Here is a 15,099-nt window from a genome sequence, read left to right on the forward strand (position 1 = left end):
ATGCCGCCCGAGTTCCCAGCGGAGAGGAAAAGGCAGGTGCTAGAACGGGTTTCCGCGTTCTTGCGCGAGCGGGTGTGGCCAAGTGAGACGGTGCTCGACGCCGGTGGTCAGGCCGCACAGGAGGAACTGGCGCGGCTGCGCGGCGAAGCGAAGGCCGAAGGGTTGTGGGCTTTGCCACTGCCGCGCGAAATCGGCGGTGGCGGACTAGGCCTGACGGAGTACTTCTCGTTGGCGGAGCAGGAAGGCAGCAGCGATCACGGACCGGCCGCGCTCGGGTCGGCGTGCCTGCTGGACGTGCGGATGTTCCAGCGCTTCGGCAGGCCCGCGGTCAAGGAGCTGCTGAAACCGTTGGTGGCCGGGGAGATCAGCGGCAGCTACGCGATGACCGAGCCGGGAGTCGCCGGTTCTGATCCACAAGCCGCACGCACCACGGCCGTTCGGACGAGTGACGGCTGGCTCCTCAACGGCCGCAAGTGGTTCACCAGCGGCGCCGGAAGTGCCTCGTACGTCACGGTTCTGGCGAGCGGGTCGCTGTTCGTCACCACGGACTTCAGCGTAAAACGGGAGATCCCGGTGCTGGGTGCCGCCGGGCAGTTCGAAATCGCGCTGGACGACGTGCACGTGCCGCACGACCACCTGCTCGGCGAGGAAGGCGACGGGCTGCGAATCGCCGGAACCCGCCTCGCACTGGGCCGAACACTCCGATGCCTGCGGTGGCTGGGTATGGCCGAGCGCGCGTTCGATCTGATGTGCCGTCGCGCGACCGAACGCCAGGTGAGTGGCAGCGCGCTGGCCGACCGGCAGTTGGTGCAGCAGCACGTGTTCGAGTCGGCACTGGCGATCCGTTCGGCGCGGGCGTTGACGCACCAGGCGGCCGATCTCGTTGCGGCAGCAGCAGACGCGCGCATCGAGATCGGACTGGCGAAGGTCGCGGCGGCCCGCACCCTGCACCAGGTGTCCGATTCGGCGATCCAGGTGTTCGGCGCGGAAGGCCTCGGCCCGGACACGCCGCTGCCGATGCTCGCACGGATCGGCCGAGCGGCACGCATCCTCGACGGCGCCGATGAGATGCACGTCTCCGACACCGCACGCCGCCTGCTCAGAACTCGCGCGGACTGACCTGCCCGGCCACGATCGCCCGCACCAGCACGGAGAAGAACGTGCCCCACACCAGTTCGAGGTTCTCCTGGCCGTCGTAGACACCACCGAGCAACCGGCCGTCGTGCATCGCGCCCCGCAACCGACTCAGCGGCCCCGACGCGTCCAGTCCCAGCTTCAGCAACGCGACCGCGGCAATCGCGTCCGCCGAGGTGTCTCCGGGATCCGACCACTCCCGCGCCCGCGCCTCGGCATCAGCCCGGTAGTCCTCGCCGAGCCACAGCACCGCGTCCGCCGCCGCCAGCAACAACCAGGCACGACCACGCGGCCACGTCTCGGCAAGCCGCAGGTGAGCGTCCACATGAGACTGTGCGAGGTCGTGCAGACCGGCCGCACACAACAACGGCACCACCCCAGCCGCGCCGTCCGAACGGAGTCCGGTGTCAGGTCCGAACGCCGTTCCCCACGGGATCACGCCGTCCACCGCGTGCGAAGCCAGCGACTTCGCCGCCCGTTCGACGTCTCCCCTGCCGTACCAGAAGATCAGCGCCTGCAGCACGGTGTCGCTGTCGTGCCAGCAGTCGAGCTTGGCCGTCCACCGCCCGGCGTCCGGATGCCCGTTCACCCACAGCAACCCGGCCCAGCACCCACCCGTCCACGAACCACGAGCCGTCGTCCGCCACCCACCAGAGGCCGGGGCGTACAACGGAAACCGTTCGCCCACCTCCCCCAGCACGGCCTCGACGTTCATCGCGCCCGCCAAGCCACGACCGCCGCCAGCCCGAACTCGACCGCCACCAACACCCACCCTGCGCCATAACCGACCAGCCCGAACAACGGCGGCCCGACCGCGAACCCGGCGAAGAACCCGGCCGACACGAGCGCGGAGTTCCGTCCCAGCTCCGCACCTTGGGAAGCCGCGACCACGAGCACCATCGAGATCGCGTTGGCCGCCACCGCGCACCCGCCGACGACCACCATCGCGACCCACGCCAGCGCGGGCACCCCGGTCAACAGCAGGAGCGGCGCCAGCACGGCCGCCGCAGACAGCCCCACCAGCAACTCCCGACCGGCCACGCGCGACCAGACGATCCGCCCGGCGATGCCGACCACACCGAGCACTGCCACCAGTCCGGCCGCGACCGGCGCGCCGAACCCGAGTTCCTCGGTCGCGTACAACGCCACGTAGGTGTTCACCGCAGCGATCCCGGACCCGAGCAGCAGGGAGAAGCCAGCGAGACGCCAGATCAGCCTGCTCGCGCCGAGGGTGACGGTGAGCAGTGGCCGCCGCGCCACCTCCAGGAGCGAAACCCGCCGAGCCGGAATCGGGTCCTGCGGAAGCGCCATGCACCCGAGCCCCGCCACCAATGCCAGCCCGGCTGCCACCCCGACGGCCAGCCGCCAGTCCACCCCGTCCGCCAGCCACGCGAGCGGCAACCCCGCGACGAACGCCCCCAGCTGCACCCCGGACTGCTTGATCCCCAACAGCACCGGCCGCCGCGCAGCCTCCACCGACCCCGCGATCAGCTTGTTGGTCGAGGGATTCGCCAACGCCTGCGGCACCCCGCCCAACCCCACCGCGAGCACCAGCACGGCGTAATGCGGCGCAGCAGCGAACACCGTCAACGCCACCGCGCTCGAAGCGAACAACACGATGATCGACCGGCGCGGCCCCAGCGCGTCCACGACGGGCCCGATCGCGAGCGACAGCACCACCGCCACCCCGAACCCGGCCGTCACGAGCACGCCGAGCAACGGCCGGGCGATGCCGAACTCCCGCACCAAGGCTGGTGAAAGCGCTCCCACCAGGAACAACGGCAGCATCGACGCCGTCATCGCCGCTGTCGTCAGCACCGGCACCGCGGCCCGCCCGCGCACGGAAACCTCTTCCACAGCCACTAGTCGCGCCGAAGCAGCGTGCGGTTCCCCAGGAACCGAACGGGTTTCCCGTCCGACCTGTGTGCCATGGAACGCCGAACCTTCATACGCGCCTCAGCGTTGTCCCTGGGTCTCACCGGAACCGCCGCCGCCACCGCCACGGCCGCAGCACCCCTGCGCGTGCAGGTGCTGATGTTCGACGGGGTGGAGGAGCAGGACTTCATCGCCCCCGTCGAGGTCCTCGGCCTGGCGGGCCGGATGAGCGGAGCCATCAGCACCACCCTCGTCTCACACGACCGCCCGCGCACCGTGACCTGCACGTACGGCACCGAGGTCAAGGTCGCCCAAGCCTGGAACCCGGCCGAGGCGGACGTCCTCGTCGTCCCAGGCGGCGGCGGCTACACCAACCGCACCGGGCCGGGCGTGCACAAGCTGATCGGCGACAAGGGCTTTCTGCGTCGGCTGAAGGAGTCGAAGGCCCTGCCGGTCGGCATCTGCACGGGCACGATGATCCTGTCCGCGGCGGAGATCACCAAGGGCCGCAACGCGACCACGCACTCGGGCGCCAAGGCCGATCTGGCCGCCCAGGGCGCGACGGTGATCAACGCGCGGGTGGTGGACGACGGCGACCTGATCACCGGCGGCGGGATCACGTCCGGTCTCGAAGTGGCGTTGTGGCTGGTGGAACGGTTCGTCGGGGCGCAGGTGGCCCAGCGGACCGAGACCGTGCTGGAGTACGAGCGGCGCGGCACCGTCTGGCGCCGCTGACCTGCAGGCGACTAAACGACGCCGACGTCCTCGTGGCCCTGCCCGTTGATCAGGTCCTCGCGCGCCCTCGCCACCCGCGACCGCACGGTCCCGATCGGGCAGCCCGCCACCTCGGCGGCCTCCGCGTACGACAGGCCGAGCACCTGGGTGAGCAGCAACGCCTCCCGCCGCTCAGGTGCGAGGCCGGCGAGCAGCACGGTGAGTTCGACGACGTCCTCGAACCCCGCGGACCGGGCGTGCTCGGCGTAGCGGCCCGCGTCCGAGGCCACCTGGTAGTCGGCCGACCAGGCGATCGACGGGCGGGCGACGGCGGCGCGGATGTGGTCCACGACGGTCCGGCGGGCGATCGACAGCAGCCACGTGCGGGCTGACGAACGAGCCTCGAAGCTCGGCAACGAGCGCAGTGCGCGCAGGTAGACGTCCTGCGTGAGGTCATCGGCCACGGAGATGCCGCCGAGGTGCGCGACCAGCCGCCACACGTCGCGCTGCGTCAGGCGGATGAACCGCTCCAACGCCTCGCGGTCACCGGCACCGGCGGCCAGCGCGCACGCCGTCACCGCCTCGTCGTCACCCCTCGAAGTCGACACGGTTGCGCAGACTAACCCACTGTTCAAGATTGCTGGGAACTGTGAACGGCCAATAGCCGACAATGAACGGTGTGGAGTGCAACATCTGCCGCGAAGCCCTGTCCGCGAGGATCGACGGGGAACCAGAGGGCGTGCCCGCCGACCAGGTGGACGCGCATCTCGACAGCTGCGCGTCCTGCCGTGAGTGGCACGACAGCGCCACCGCGCTCACCAGAACGCTGAGGGTGAGACCCGCCACGCCGGTGCCCGACCTGACCGCGGCGATCATGGAGGCGGCCCCGCCGGTCGTCCCGGCCACGCCCAGGGGCTGGTTGCCGCGCGGGTTGCTGACCGGGGTCGCCGTAGCGCAGCTCACGCTCGGCCTCGCGCAGGTGATCGGCGTCAACTCGGCGCACAGCGGTCACACGTCCGGAGTGGACAGCAGCCACCTCTTCAACGAGAGCACGGCGTGGAACCTCGCGCTCGGCCTCGGTCTCTTGTGGACGGCGCTGCGCCCCAGTGCGGTCAGCGGCATGCTGCCGGTCACGGCGGCGTTCGTGGCGGTGCTGATCCCGTACTCCGCCAGCGACCTCGTCAGTGGCACGGCGACGGCGGGCCGGGTGTTCTCGCACTCGTTGCTGCTGATCGGCTTGGTGCTGCTGGGTTTCGTGTACCACAGCGAACGCGGCCCCAGCGACCGCACGCCGCTCACGAACGACGAACACGACACCGCACGCAGTGCGTCCAGCTCAACAGACCGCGCTGGACGCACTCGCGTGCGGCGCCGGATCAGGCTGCGCCCCGTGAGCAGACGGGACGCGGCCTGAAGCACTCAGCCAATTCGCGCGCCGACCGCGGCGAGCGCTCTGGTGACGGGCTGGAAGAACGTCACACCACCGCGCCGGCAGTCACCGCTGCCGCCCGAGGTGAGACCGATCGCGTTGCCGTTGGCGGTGAACATCGGCCCGCCGCTGTCGCCGCCCTCGGCGCACACGGTCGTCTGGATCAGGCCGGTGACGCGCCCTTCCGGGTAGTTCACGGTGGCGTTGAGGCCGGTGACACGTCCCGTGCGCAGGCCGGTGGTGCTACCCATCCGCTGCACCTGCGTGCCGACGCGGGCCTCGGCGGCGCGCTGGATCCGCACCTTGCGGCCGTTGCCGGTGTCGACCTCGCTGGGAGCGTTGGCGTTGCGGTCGTTGTAGGTGAGCAGGGCGAAGTCGCCGTTGCCGGGGAAGGTGGATTGCGCGACGGTGGCGACGGCGCGGCCACCGGGGTTGAGCGAGAACTGGCGGCCCGCCGCCGTGCAGTGGCCTGCGGTGAGGATCGCGGGGCGCCCGTCGCCGGTCTCGACGTTGAAGCCCAGCGAACACCGGCTGCCACCGGCGAAGATCGCGTCGCCGCCCTCGGCGAAGAGTCTGAACGTGCCTTCGGTGCGCTGCAGTTTCACCCCGGCGCCCATGGATTTCACCGTGGACACGAGGTTGTCCCACTTGGCACCGGTCACCGTGCTGTCGGCGGTGACGAGCACCTCGTTCGTGGTCGGGTTCACCGCCCACGCCGTGCCCGCCACGGATGCCTTCTCCCGCAACGTCTGAGTGGCCTGCTCGGGAGCGGTGCGCTGCTCCGGTGCGGCCTGGCTGGCGGTGAACGTCGAAGCGGTGATCGCCACGGCCACGAGCCCGATGGCGCCCGCGATCATCTTCACCCGACTGCTGTCATCGCGGTGTTTGCCCATGTGGCGCCCTCTCGTTACCGGACTGAGATCCGCTCATGTCTGGGTGTACGTACAGCGGGCCGTTCCGGTTTAGGTGAATCGTCGGAGTCCTCCCGACCAGCGGATCACCTGGACATGTCCTCTTAGGACACACACGGGAAGATGGGCACATGAACTCGCTGTTGCTGGCCGCCGCGGTCGCCATGGTCATCAGATCGCTGGCGGCGAACCGGCTGGACCGCTGGTACCTGAACGCGCCGCTGGTCATGGTGCTGGCCGGGGTCGCGGTAGGCCTGGCGGAACCGGAGGCCATCGCCGAGGGCCTCAACACCGAGTCCGTGCAGCACGCGGCCGAGATCATCCTCGCGGTGTTGCTCTTCGTGGACGCCACCGAAGTGCGCGCGGGCCGCCTCTGGGGTGCCTACCCAGGCCTGGTCGGACGCGTCCTGCTCGTGGCGATGCCGATCAGCCTCGCCGCTGCCGCCGTGCTCGGCTGGCTGCTGTTCCCCACCCTGTCGTGGGCGGTCCTGCTGCTCATCGCGTGCGTGGCGGTACCGATCGACTTCGCCCCGGCCGAGAAACTCGTCCGCGACCCGGGCCTGTCCGCACGGGTCCGCAGCACCCTGAACGTCGAGAGCGGCTACAACGACGGCATCGTCTCGCCGCTGTTCCTCTTCGCCCTGATCCTCGCCGGCGACGACACCCAGGACCGCACCCCGCTGGAGGCACTGGGCACCGTGCTCCCGTTCGCGGTGAAGGCCCTGGTGGCGGGCCTGATCATCGGCGCACTGCTCGGCTGGCTGATGGACCTCGCCCACCAGGCGAACTGGGTGACCGACCAGTCAGCACGAGTAGCTGTCCTCCTGGCCCCTCTGCTCACCTACACAGCCACCGTGGCCATCGACGGCAACGGCTTCGTGGCGTCCTTCATCGCCGGCATCGCCTTCCGCTACGTCCACCGGCTGCTCAAGGCCCGCCGCGTCCGCACCGGACGGGCCGAGGCACGCACCGACGCCCTGAACAGCGACCTCCACCTCCTCGAAGACGTCACCGGCCTGTTGACCATGACCATGTGGTTCGTGGTCGGCATCGCCGCCGTCCTGATCTTCTACCTGGGCGTCGACTGGCAGGTCGTCGTCTTCTGCGTCGCCGTCCTCACCGTGATCCGCCTGGCCCCCGTGTTCCTGGCCCTCACCGGCTCCCGCATGCCCCGCCGTGAACGCCTGCTGGTCGGCGCCCTGGGCCCCCGCGGCACCACGACGATCGTCTTCGGCCTGCTCGCCTTCAACCGCCTACCGGAAGGCAACTCCGCCGACACGATCCTGGCCATCACGGTCGGCTGCGTCCTGGGCAGCGTCGCCCTGCACGGCGTGGGCGCGACCCCGTTTCAGAGACTCTTGGCGAAGTGGAACGCGGGAATCACGAAACCCGAGGCCAAGTAGAGCCGATGCGCGTCGTGCCGCGCCGTGCCGGAGTCGAGGTGCACCCCCACACACCCCAGCCGCCGAGCCTCGTCGTCCACCCACCGCAGCAGCGCCCCCGCGTGCCCCTTACCGCGCGCGGACGGCAGGGTGCTGAGGTCGTCGATGTAGAGGTGCGACCCGGCATAGAGGCTGGTCAGGTGCCGGAACCCGGCCAACGAGACGACCCGGCCTGACTCGTCGTAGGACACGACCAGGCGGTAGCCCTCGCGCCGCTGGGCTCGGACGAGCTCGACGAACTCGTCGGCGTCAGTGAGGTGCGGCCGGAGTTCGCGCATCACCTCGAAGGCCTGGGCGGTCTCGCCCGCGTCCAGTTCGGCGATGGCGTGGGTGGTGGAAGTGGTCACGCTCCGATGCTCGCGCACCAAGTGGCACCCTAGAAGACCCATTCAGCTCGCAAACCAGAAGGCCACTCGGCCAGCGAGACACAGACGCGATGTCGACCAGGAAAGTGACCCGCGTCTCATTCCATCGGATTAACGGGACGCAAGCGAACCCTCAAGACAACTCCTATCGTGACCCGCATCGCCGAGCAGGGGCACCGTCCCGACCTAGCCACGCAGGACCCGAAGGAGGTCTTCGCGTGGCTCTTCGACACCTACGCAGGCCAGATCCGCGCCTATCTGGCCGGCCGAGTGGGCCCGGACGAAGCAGACGACCTGGTAGCCGAAACGTTCCTGGTGGCCCTCAAAAGACGCGCCGCCTACGACCCGTCCCAAGCCACAGCGAGAAGCTGGCTCTACGGCATAGCCACGAACCTCATGCGCAACCACGTGCGCCAAGAGGTCCGCACCCTGCGCCTGACCTCAAGGGCGGCAGCCGCAGAACCGAACATCGAGAACCACGACACCACGGTCGCCGCCAGAGTCGACGCCGAAGCCAGAATGCGCACCCTGGCCGGCGCCCTGGCCAAGCTCACCGAACAGGACCGCGACGTCCTCTTCCTCACCTCGTGGGCGGGCCTCGAACCGGCCGAAGTCGCCGACGCGCTCAACATTCCGCCCAGCACCGTGAGATCCAAACTCCACCGCCTGCGCACCCGCCTGCAGACCCTGCTGGCCAACTCCCCGAAGGAACCACCCCGATGAAAGAGCTCGACGAGGCATTCGAGCTGCTGCACCGCGAGGCCCGCGAGTCCCCCGCCGACCTCACGAACGCCCGCGCCGCACTGATGGCGGAACTCCACGGGGTGACTCCGCTCAGAAAACGCCGCCGCTGGCAGATCCCCGCCGCCGCGGCCGCGGTCGTCCTGGCCGCAGCGTCGATCATCGGCGTGAAGGTCTACAACGCGCGCACCCCCGAGCTCCAGGTCGCCTCCGAGGTCCTGGAACGGGCGGCGGACCGCATCCACGCCGTCGACCCGACACTCGCGCCCGGCCAGTACCGGCTGGTGAGCGAGCACGTGTGGTCGGCCCGCGGGACGGTCGAATACCCGGACAACAAGACCGGCTACACCTACCGGCTGGAGCAGCGGATCGAGCGCTGGATCCCCAAGAACGACCGCGACCTCTGGCAGGAAACGCGAACCCTGATCGGCGAACCGCAGCTGATCGGCGCGAACGTGCCGGTGGGCCCTCCGTCCATCTCGGACACCGACACCGGCACCAGGACGGGCGCCTGCGGCGACTTCTTCCCGAAGTCCAAGCCGCCGAAGATCTGCGGCAACCCGGAGGACTGGGACAGCCCGGAGTTCTACCAGCGCCTCTCCCGCAACCCCAGCGCTCTCTACGACCAGATGGTGCAGCAGAACGCGAACCGGGGCGCGGAGCCGCACACGGTTTTCCACTACGCCGTCCAGGTCCTGGCCGCCGGCATGATGCCCGCGGACCTGCGCCCGCAGTGGTACCGGGCGATGGCGAAGATCCCCGGCATCACCACCTTCGACCAGGCGACCACTTTGGACGGACGAAGTGGAGTGTCCATCGGCCTGACCACCGAGGCCGAGAAGCGCGAACTGATCATCGATCCCGACACGGGTGAGTTCATCGGCGAACGAATAATGGCCGGCGAGAAGCCCTATCAGCCGTGGATCGCACCGGGTACCGAGACGTACGCGCGGACCATCAGCACGAAGGTCGTCACCGGCCTCGGCTCGCCCAACTGAAGAACGGGTGGGGCTCCCCCGACAGGAGCCCCACCCGCATCACCGGGCGGGTTTCGCCAGCAGTTGCGACGACGCCCGCCTCGGGCGCGGATCCACACTCCCCGTCACGAAGATCTCGAACCACAGGCAGAACACCAGGACGGTCCAGATCTTGCGGCTGTGGTCCGCGACGTTCTCCTTGTGCTCCTTCAGCAACCCCCGCACCAGGTCGAGGTCCAGCAGGTGCCCGGCGCGCGAAGTGTCGAGCAGGTGGTGCGCCCAGTCGTACATCTCCGAGCGCAGCCACACCCGGATCGGCGTGGGGAAACCGAGCTTCACGCGGTTCACGATGTGCTCCGGCACGACGCCTTCCAACGCGCGGCGCAGCGCGTACTTCGTGTCCGTCGAGCGCGGCGGCAGTTTGAGCTCGCGCGGGATGGTCGCCGCCACGTCGAACACCGCGTAGTCGAGGAACGGCACGCGCACCTCGAGCGAGTTCGCCATCGACATCCGGTCGGCCTTGACCAGGATGTCGCCGCGCAGCCACGTGTAGAGGTCGACGTACTGCATCTTCTCCACGTCGCCGAGGTGCCGGGCCTCGGCGTAGACCGGGCCGGTGACGTCGGTGTAGCTGACGGACGGGTCGTACTGTCGCATGAGGACGGACTTCTCCACCTCGGTGAACATCCGCGCGTTGCCGTAGTAGCGTTCCGCGATCGGGGTGGTGCCGCGTTCGAGGAAGCTCTTGCCCTTCACGCCGTGCGGGATCGCCTTCGAGACAGCCCTGAGTCCGCGCCGCACGCCCTCGGGCAGGCCGCTGACCGCTTTGAGCGACAAGGGTTCCCGGTAGATCGTGTAGCCGGCGAAGAACTCGTCGGAGCCTTCGCCGGACAACGCGACGGTGACGTGCTCGCTCGCCTTCTTGGCCACGTAGTACAACGGCACGAGCGCGGGGTCGGCGACCGGTTCGTCGAGGTGCCAGATGATCTCGGGCAGCGCCTCCATCATCATCTTCGCGTCGACCACGACCGGGTGCATCGTGACGTCCAGCGCACGAGCGGTTTCCTGGGCCACCGGCAGCTCCGAGTAGCCCTCGACCTCGAGCGCCGCGGTGAACGTCAGGATGTCCGGGTTGACCTCCCGCGCCAGGGCGACGACCGCCGTCGAGTCGATGCCGCTCGACAGGAACGCGCCCACGGGCACGTCCGAACGCATGTGGATGCGCACGCTTTCCCGCAGAGCTTCCCGAATCCGGGCGTAGAGCCGTTCCGGGTCGTCCTGCGGCGTGGGGCGGAACTCGGGCTGGTAGTACCGGCGGACGGCGAGCCCCTCGTCGGGCCGGTAGGTGAAGCACTCCCCCGAGCCGATCCGCTTCACGTCGCGGTGCAGCGTCGCCGGCTCCGGCACGTACTGCAGCGTCAGGTAGTACGACAGGCTCGCCGGGTCGAGCGTGTGGTCGCCCCACGCGCAGAACGGCAGCAGCGCCTTCTTCTCGCTGGCGAAGTAGACGCCGTCGTCGTTGACGAGGTGGAACAACGGCTTGATGCCGAACGGGTCGCGGGCACCGAACGCGAGGCGCTCCTGGCGGTCCCAGATGACGAACGCGAACATGCCGCGCAGCCGCCGGACCGCCGCCTGCCCCCAGTGGTGGTAGGCGGCGACGATGACCTCGGTGTCGCCTTTCGTGGTGAACGTGAGCCCGGCCGCGATCAATTCATCTCTGAGTTCCAGGTAGTTGTAGATCTCGCCGTTGAACGTGATGACATAACGTCCGTCCGCGTATTCGAGCGGTTGCTCGCTGTGTTCGACGTCGATGATGGACAATCGTTTGAAGCCCATCACCACCTCGTCCCCGACGGTCTTGAGGCCGGTGTCGTCCGGGCCGCGGTGGTGCAGGGTCTCGAGCGCGCGTTCGATGGCGGCGGTCTTGTCCTTCGCCGAACCGCGGGCGCAGATGTAGGTCAGCAGTCCGCACATGGGGCTGGAATCGTCCTCACTCAGGGAATCAGGGCGGGAATGCTGGAGTCGAGCAGGCCGCGACCGGCCAGTTCCCCGTACAGCGGGGTCGTTTCCGGGAAATGGCCCCAGGCGTGGTCGCCGCTGCCGTCGCCGACGTTTCCGAGCAGTTGGCGCTGCACCGGTGAGGTGTACTTCCACCACGGCTGCTCGGGCAGGTCCTCGACCTCGTCGCGAATGTGGATCCAGCGCTGGGTGTAGCCGAAGAATGCGACCTTGCGGGTCACGTCGGAGTGGTTGTCGGACCGCGCGTGCCAGATTCGGCGGTCGAAGAAGAGGACGTCGCCGGGCTCGACGAGCACCTGCATCGCACCGGCCGGCGCGGGCCACTCGACGTTGCGCTTCGGCGGGCCGGGCAGCCAGTTGGTCTTGTGGCTACCAGGCACGATGGCGAGGTTGCCCCGGCCGGGATGGGACACGTCGGAGAACCAGTAGGCGAGCTTCACGGACAGTCTCGGGCGCGGATCCGTCTCGATCTCGCGGTTCTGCCTGCCACCGTCCTGGTGCCAGTGCCACCAGAACGGCTTCTCCTCCTTCACACGCGGGTGCACGTCGATGTGCGAGTGGTAGACGTGGGTGTTCCAGCCGAGCATCGACCAGACGTACCCGAAAACGGCGGGGTGGTCGAGCAGACCGGCCAGATCCGGACAACGCGTGACCGCGCTCAGCAAATGCATCGGCTCGCCCTGCGGGTACTGCTCGTAAACCCGGTCGATCGCATTGCGATAAAACTCGACCTCGTCGCGGGAAAGCGCCCCGCGAATCAGCAGGTAGCCGTCCTCGTCGAACTGCTCGCGTTCCGCCTTGGTCATCGTCGTCCAGGCAGCATTCATCACGGGTGCGTTCAAGGAAACAGCCTTTCGGGTCCGAAGAAGCGATCCGGGATCAACGTCCCGGCGCATTTCGATTTGAAACCCGTGAAGTGCGGAAAAGCGAGCTTTTGTGGGATGGGTCTCAAGGTCCGCGATTCGCGGGACGCACCCGGCGGCGGCGGACAAGCGAACTTCAGCGTTCTGTAACAGTCCACAAAGGTCTCGCGGCGAGCCAACCCCGCGGCGATCCGGTGCGTCGAACTGGGTATGACCACGGACATGGATGAGGGCCCCGGCGAACCGGGGCCCTCGTCATGCGGATCGACGTGCCGACACGGCTACGGGGCCAGGTTGAGGCCCCACGTGTCGATGGTGCCCACGTCGGACGCGGCGAGGTCGCGGACGCGCAGCTTCCACGTGCCGTTCGCGGCCTCGCTCGACAGGTTGACCGTGAAGGTGCGGTCGATGTTGTCGGCGGAACCACCGGTGCGGCTGTGCAGCGTGTACGACGTGCCGTCCGGTGCGATGAGCGCGACCGTCAGGTCACCGACGTACGGGTGCACGATCCGCACGGTGACCACGGAACTCGCGGACGGCGTGGCGGAGCAGCCCGAGATCACGAGGTCGCTGTCGACCGCGGCACCCGCGTCCGGAATGGACACGTCGTTCGGGTTGGTGCCGTTGCAGCTGCCACCACCGCCACCCGTGACGGTGAGCGTGTAGGTGGCATTGCGGTTCGCCGTGCCCGCCGCGGTGATCGTCACCGGGTAGGTTCCGGCGGGGGTGGACGCGGTGGTGCTGATCGTCAGCGCCGAGTTCGCTCCTGTTTGGACGGACGCGGGGCTGAACGAGGCGGTCGCACCGGAGGGCAGCCCGGACGCGGACAGCTGCACGGTCTGCGCGGAGCCGCTCACCGTGGCCGTGCCGACCGTGGCGGAGACGGACGAGCCCGCCGCCACCGAACCGGACGTCGGCGACACCGACACGGAGAAGTCCTGTGACGGCGTTCCGGTGCCGACGGCGGACTTCCACAGGGTGTAGGCGATGCCGTCGACCGCGCGGTTGAGGTGCGTGTCGCTGATGTTCGCGGTGGTGTCGCAGGACGCGTGGTAGCAGGGGTCGAACGCCGCGCCGGACGTGCCGCCCCACTTGGTCGCCTGGGCCGCGGTCTTGCGGGCGCTCGCGCCCATCGCGTAGCCGGACGCCGGGATGCCCGCGTTGGTGAACGACGCGTCGTCGGACCGGTTGCGGCCCTCGGTGTTCTCCTCGGGCGACAGGCCCAGCGAGTCCCAGTACGCCTTCATGTGCGTGGACTGCGCCGAGGTGATGTTGTTGATGAAGTAGCCGCCGTTGGTCGAGCCGACCATGTCGAAGTTGTGGTAGGTCTTGATCTTCGTGCGCTCGGCGGACGGCAGCTGCGAGACGTAGAAGCGCGAGCCGTTGAGGCCCTGCTCCTCGTCGGTCCACCAGCCGAAGCGGACCTTGTTCGCCATCGTCGGGTTGCGCTGGGCGAGCACGAGCGCCGTCTCCAGCAGCGCCGCCGAGCCCGAGCCGTTGTCGTTGATGCCGGGGCCGGCGGACACGCCGTCGAGGTGGGCGCCGAACATGTAGACGTTGTTGGCGTTGCCGCCGGGCCACTCCGCGATGACGTTCGGACCGGCGCCGCTGGTGCAGCCGCTCGTGCAGGGCTGCTCGGTGACGGTGTAGCCGGCCGCGGTGAGCTTGTCCTTCACGTACGCCACGGACGCGCGGTAGCCGGCCGACGTCGAGCGCCGGTTGCCGCCGTTCTGCGAGGCGATCGTGCCGAACGCGGTCAGGTGCGCCTTGACCGCGGCGATGTCGATGTCCGGGATCTGCGGTCCGGTGCCGCCGGTGACCGTGAGCGAGTAGGTCGCGGTCTTCGTGGTGCTGCCCGCGGCGCTCACCGTGATCGGGTAGGTGCCCGACGAGATCGACGCGGTGGTGCTGATCGTGAGCGTCGAGTTCGAGCCGGTCTGGACGGACGACGGGCTGAACGACGCGGTGGCGCCCGACGGCAGGCCGCTGGCGGTGAGCGCGACGGTCTGCGCCTGGCCGTTGGTGGTCTGCGTCTGCACGGTCGTGGTGGCGTTCGACCCTGCGGCCACGGTGCCGGAAGTGGGCGACACGGCGACGGAGAAGTCGTTCGCGGGCGTCGACCCGCCGAGGTTCAGCGTCCAGGCGTCGATCCGGCCGGTGTCGTTGTTGGCGTTGTCGTTGACGCGCAGCTTCCACGTGCCGTTCGACGTCTCGCTGGACAGGTTGACCGTGTAGGTCTGGTCGATGTTGTCCGCGCTGCCGCCGCTGCGGTTGTGCAGGACGTACGCCGAGCCGTCCGGGGCGATGAGGCTGACCTGGAGGTCGCCGATGTAGGTGTGCACGATCTTGACCGGCACGGTGGCGGTCGCGGACGGCGCCGACGCGCAGCCCTCGATGAGGATCGACGACTCGACGGTCGTGTTGTCGCCGATCGCGACGTCACCGTCATTGGTGCCGGAACACCCGGCCGCGAGCACTGGGGTGGCAGGGAGGGCCAGCGCCGCGGTAACCAACGCCGTCATGGCCGTGGCGAGGAGAGATCTTCTTCTTCGCACTTGTCGGGCTCCTTCGCAGGGATCGCAGGGTCACGCGACCGTAGCTGTCGTTTCGGCGTGCGGCATCCGGT

At 69.0% G+C, this 15,099-nt stretch carries 14 protein-coding genes; 6 read left to right on the top strand and 8 right to left on the bottom strand.

Annotation, left to right across the window (positions count from 1 at the left end):
* Complete coding sequence (locus JNUCC0626_RS12320) at nucleotides 1-1,119, top strand: acyl-CoA dehydrogenase family protein (RefSeq protein ID WP_394619848.1); 1,119 nt, start codon at nucleotides 1-3, stop codon at nucleotides 1,117-1,119.
* Here JNUCC0626_RS12320 and JNUCC0626_RS12325 read toward each other — a convergent pair.
* Both JNUCC0626_RS12325 and JNUCC0626_RS12330 read right to left on the bottom strand, forming a co-directional pair.
* Complete coding sequence (locus JNUCC0626_RS12325; RefSeq protein ID WP_394619849.1) at nucleotides 1,100-1,861, bottom strand: hypothetical protein; 762 nt, start codon at nucleotides 1,859-1,861, stop codon at nucleotides 1,100-1,102. The genes JNUCC0626_RS12320 and JNUCC0626_RS12325 overlap by 20 nt on opposite strands.
* A complete protein-coding gene (locus JNUCC0626_RS12330; protein ID WP_394619850.1) occupies nucleotides 1,846-2,976 on the bottom strand; it encodes an MFS transporter in 1,131 nt (376 codons plus the stop codon). Before JNUCC0626_RS12330 ends, JNUCC0626_RS12325 begins: the two co-directional genes overlap by 16 nt.
* Nucleotides 2,977-3,063: 87 nt before the next feature.
* On the opposite strand from JNUCC0626_RS12330, the gene JNUCC0626_RS12335 reads away from it, so the two are divergent.
* Nucleotides 3,064-3,744 carry a DJ-1/PfpI family protein gene (locus tag JNUCC0626_RS12335; RefSeq protein ID WP_394619851.1) on the top strand — a complete coding sequence of 227 codons (681 nt, stop codon included), beginning with the start codon at nucleotides 3,064-3,066 and terminating at the stop codon, nucleotides 3,742-3,744.
* Nucleotides 3,745-3,755: 11 nt separating this feature from the next.
* Here the strand turns inward: JNUCC0626_RS12335 and JNUCC0626_RS12340 are convergent, their stop codons facing one another.
* Nucleotides 3,756-4,331 carry a sigma-70 family RNA polymerase sigma factor gene (locus JNUCC0626_RS12340; protein WP_394619852.1) on the bottom strand — a complete coding sequence of 192 codons (576 nt, stop codon included), beginning with the start codon at nucleotides 4,329-4,331 and terminating at the stop codon, nucleotides 3,756-3,758.
* 62 nt (nucleotides 4,332-4,393) lie between these two features.
* On the opposite strand from JNUCC0626_RS12340, the gene JNUCC0626_RS12345 reads away from it, so the two are divergent.
* Nucleotides 4,394-5,137: a zf-HC2 domain-containing protein gene (locus tag JNUCC0626_RS12345; RefSeq protein ID WP_394619853.1), complete on the top strand. Its 744-nt coding sequence runs from the start codon at nucleotides 4,394-4,396 to the stop codon at nucleotides 5,135-5,137.
* Between the two features lie 5 nt (nucleotides 5,138-5,142).
* Here JNUCC0626_RS12345 and JNUCC0626_RS12350 read toward each other — a convergent pair whose 3' ends face one another.
* Complete coding sequence (locus JNUCC0626_RS12350) at nucleotides 5,143-6,045, bottom strand: S1 family peptidase (protein WP_394619854.1); 903 nt, start codon at nucleotides 6,043-6,045, stop codon at nucleotides 5,143-5,145.
* 149 nt (nucleotides 6,046-6,194) lie between these two features.
* On the opposite strand from JNUCC0626_RS12350, the gene JNUCC0626_RS12355 reads away from it, so the two are divergent.
* Entirely contained in the window at nucleotides 6,195-7,466 is a 1,272-nt protein-coding gene (locus JNUCC0626_RS12355) for a cation:proton antiporter (protein WP_394619855.1), read from the top strand.
* Here the strand turns inward: JNUCC0626_RS12355 and JNUCC0626_RS12360 are convergent.
* Entirely contained in the window at nucleotides 7,412-7,852 is a 441-nt protein-coding gene (locus tag JNUCC0626_RS12360) for a GNAT family N-acetyltransferase (protein ID WP_394619856.1), read from the bottom strand. The genes JNUCC0626_RS12355 and JNUCC0626_RS12360 overlap by 55 nt on opposite strands.
* Before the next feature lie 168 nt (nucleotides 7,853-8,020).
* Between JNUCC0626_RS12360 and JNUCC0626_RS12365 the strand changes: the two genes are divergently transcribed.
* Entirely contained in the window at nucleotides 8,021-8,593 is a 573-nt protein-coding gene (locus JNUCC0626_RS12365; RefSeq protein WP_394619857.1) for an RNA polymerase sigma factor, read from the top strand.
* A complete protein-coding gene (locus tag JNUCC0626_RS12370) occupies nucleotides 8,590-9,609 on the top strand; it encodes a CU044_5270 family protein (protein WP_394619858.1) in 1,020 nt (339 codons plus the stop codon). Before JNUCC0626_RS12365 ends, JNUCC0626_RS12370 begins: the two co-directional genes overlap by 4 nt.
* Before the next feature lie 39 nt (nucleotides 9,610-9,648).
* On the opposite strand, the gene asnB is transcribed toward JNUCC0626_RS12370, so the two are convergent.
* From asnB to JNUCC0626_RS12385, 3 genes are all read right to left on the bottom strand, one after another.
* Nucleotides 9,649-11,565: an asparagine synthase (glutamine-hydrolyzing) gene (asnB, locus tag JNUCC0626_RS12375; protein WP_394619859.1), complete on the bottom strand. Its 1,917-nt coding sequence runs from the start codon at nucleotides 11,563-11,565 to the stop codon at nucleotides 9,649-9,651.
* Between the two features lie 20 nt (nucleotides 11,566-11,585).
* Complete coding sequence (locus tag JNUCC0626_RS12380) at nucleotides 11,586-12,452, bottom strand: phytanoyl-CoA dioxygenase family protein (RefSeq protein WP_394619860.1); 867 nt, start codon at nucleotides 12,450-12,452, stop codon at nucleotides 11,586-11,588.
* A gap of 302 nt (nucleotides 12,453-12,754) precedes the next feature.
* Nucleotides 12,755-15,028, bottom strand: a complete 2,274-nt coding sequence (locus tag JNUCC0626_RS12385; RefSeq protein ID WP_394619861.1) for a M28 family peptidase — start codon at nucleotides 15,026-15,028, stop codon at nucleotides 12,755-12,757.
* Nucleotides 15,029-15,099: the final 71 nt, after the last annotated feature.

The organism is Lentzea sp. JNUCC 0626 (genome assembly GCF_043632865.1).
Taxonomy (GTDB): domain Bacteria; phylum Actinomycetota; class Actinomycetes; order Mycobacteriales; family Pseudonocardiaceae; genus Lentzea.

What these genes read in the sequence shown, in the direction of transcription:
- JNUCC0626_RS12350 (WP_394619854.1), bottom strand. Translation starts at nt 6,045, where the DNA reads ATGGGCAAACACCGCGATGACAGCAGTCGGGTGAAGATGATCGCGGGC.
- asnB (WP_394619859.1), bottom strand. Translation starts at nt 11,565, where the DNA reads ATGTGCGGACTGCTGACCTACATCTGCGCCCGCGGTTCGGCGAAGGAC.
- JNUCC0626_RS12370 (WP_394619858.1), top strand. Translation starts at nt 8,590, where the DNA reads ATGAAAGAGCTCGACGAGGCATTCGAGCTGCTGCACCGCGAGGCCCGC.
- JNUCC0626_RS12355 (WP_394619855.1), top strand. Translation starts at nt 6,195, where the DNA reads ATGAACTCGCTGTTGCTGGCCGCCGCGGTCGCCATGGTCATCAGATCG.
- JNUCC0626_RS12335 (WP_394619851.1), top strand. Translation starts at nt 3,064, where the DNA reads ATGGAACGCCGAACCTTCATACGCGCCTCAGCGTTGTCCCTGGGTCTC.
- JNUCC0626_RS12345 (WP_394619853.1), top strand. Translation starts at nt 4,394, where the DNA reads ATGAACGGTGTGGAGTGCAACATCTGCCGCGAAGCCCTGTCCGCGAGG.
- JNUCC0626_RS12320 (WP_394619848.1), top strand. Translation starts at nt 1, where the DNA reads ATGCCGCCCGAGTTCCCAGCGGAGAGGAAAAGGCAGGTGCTAGAACGG.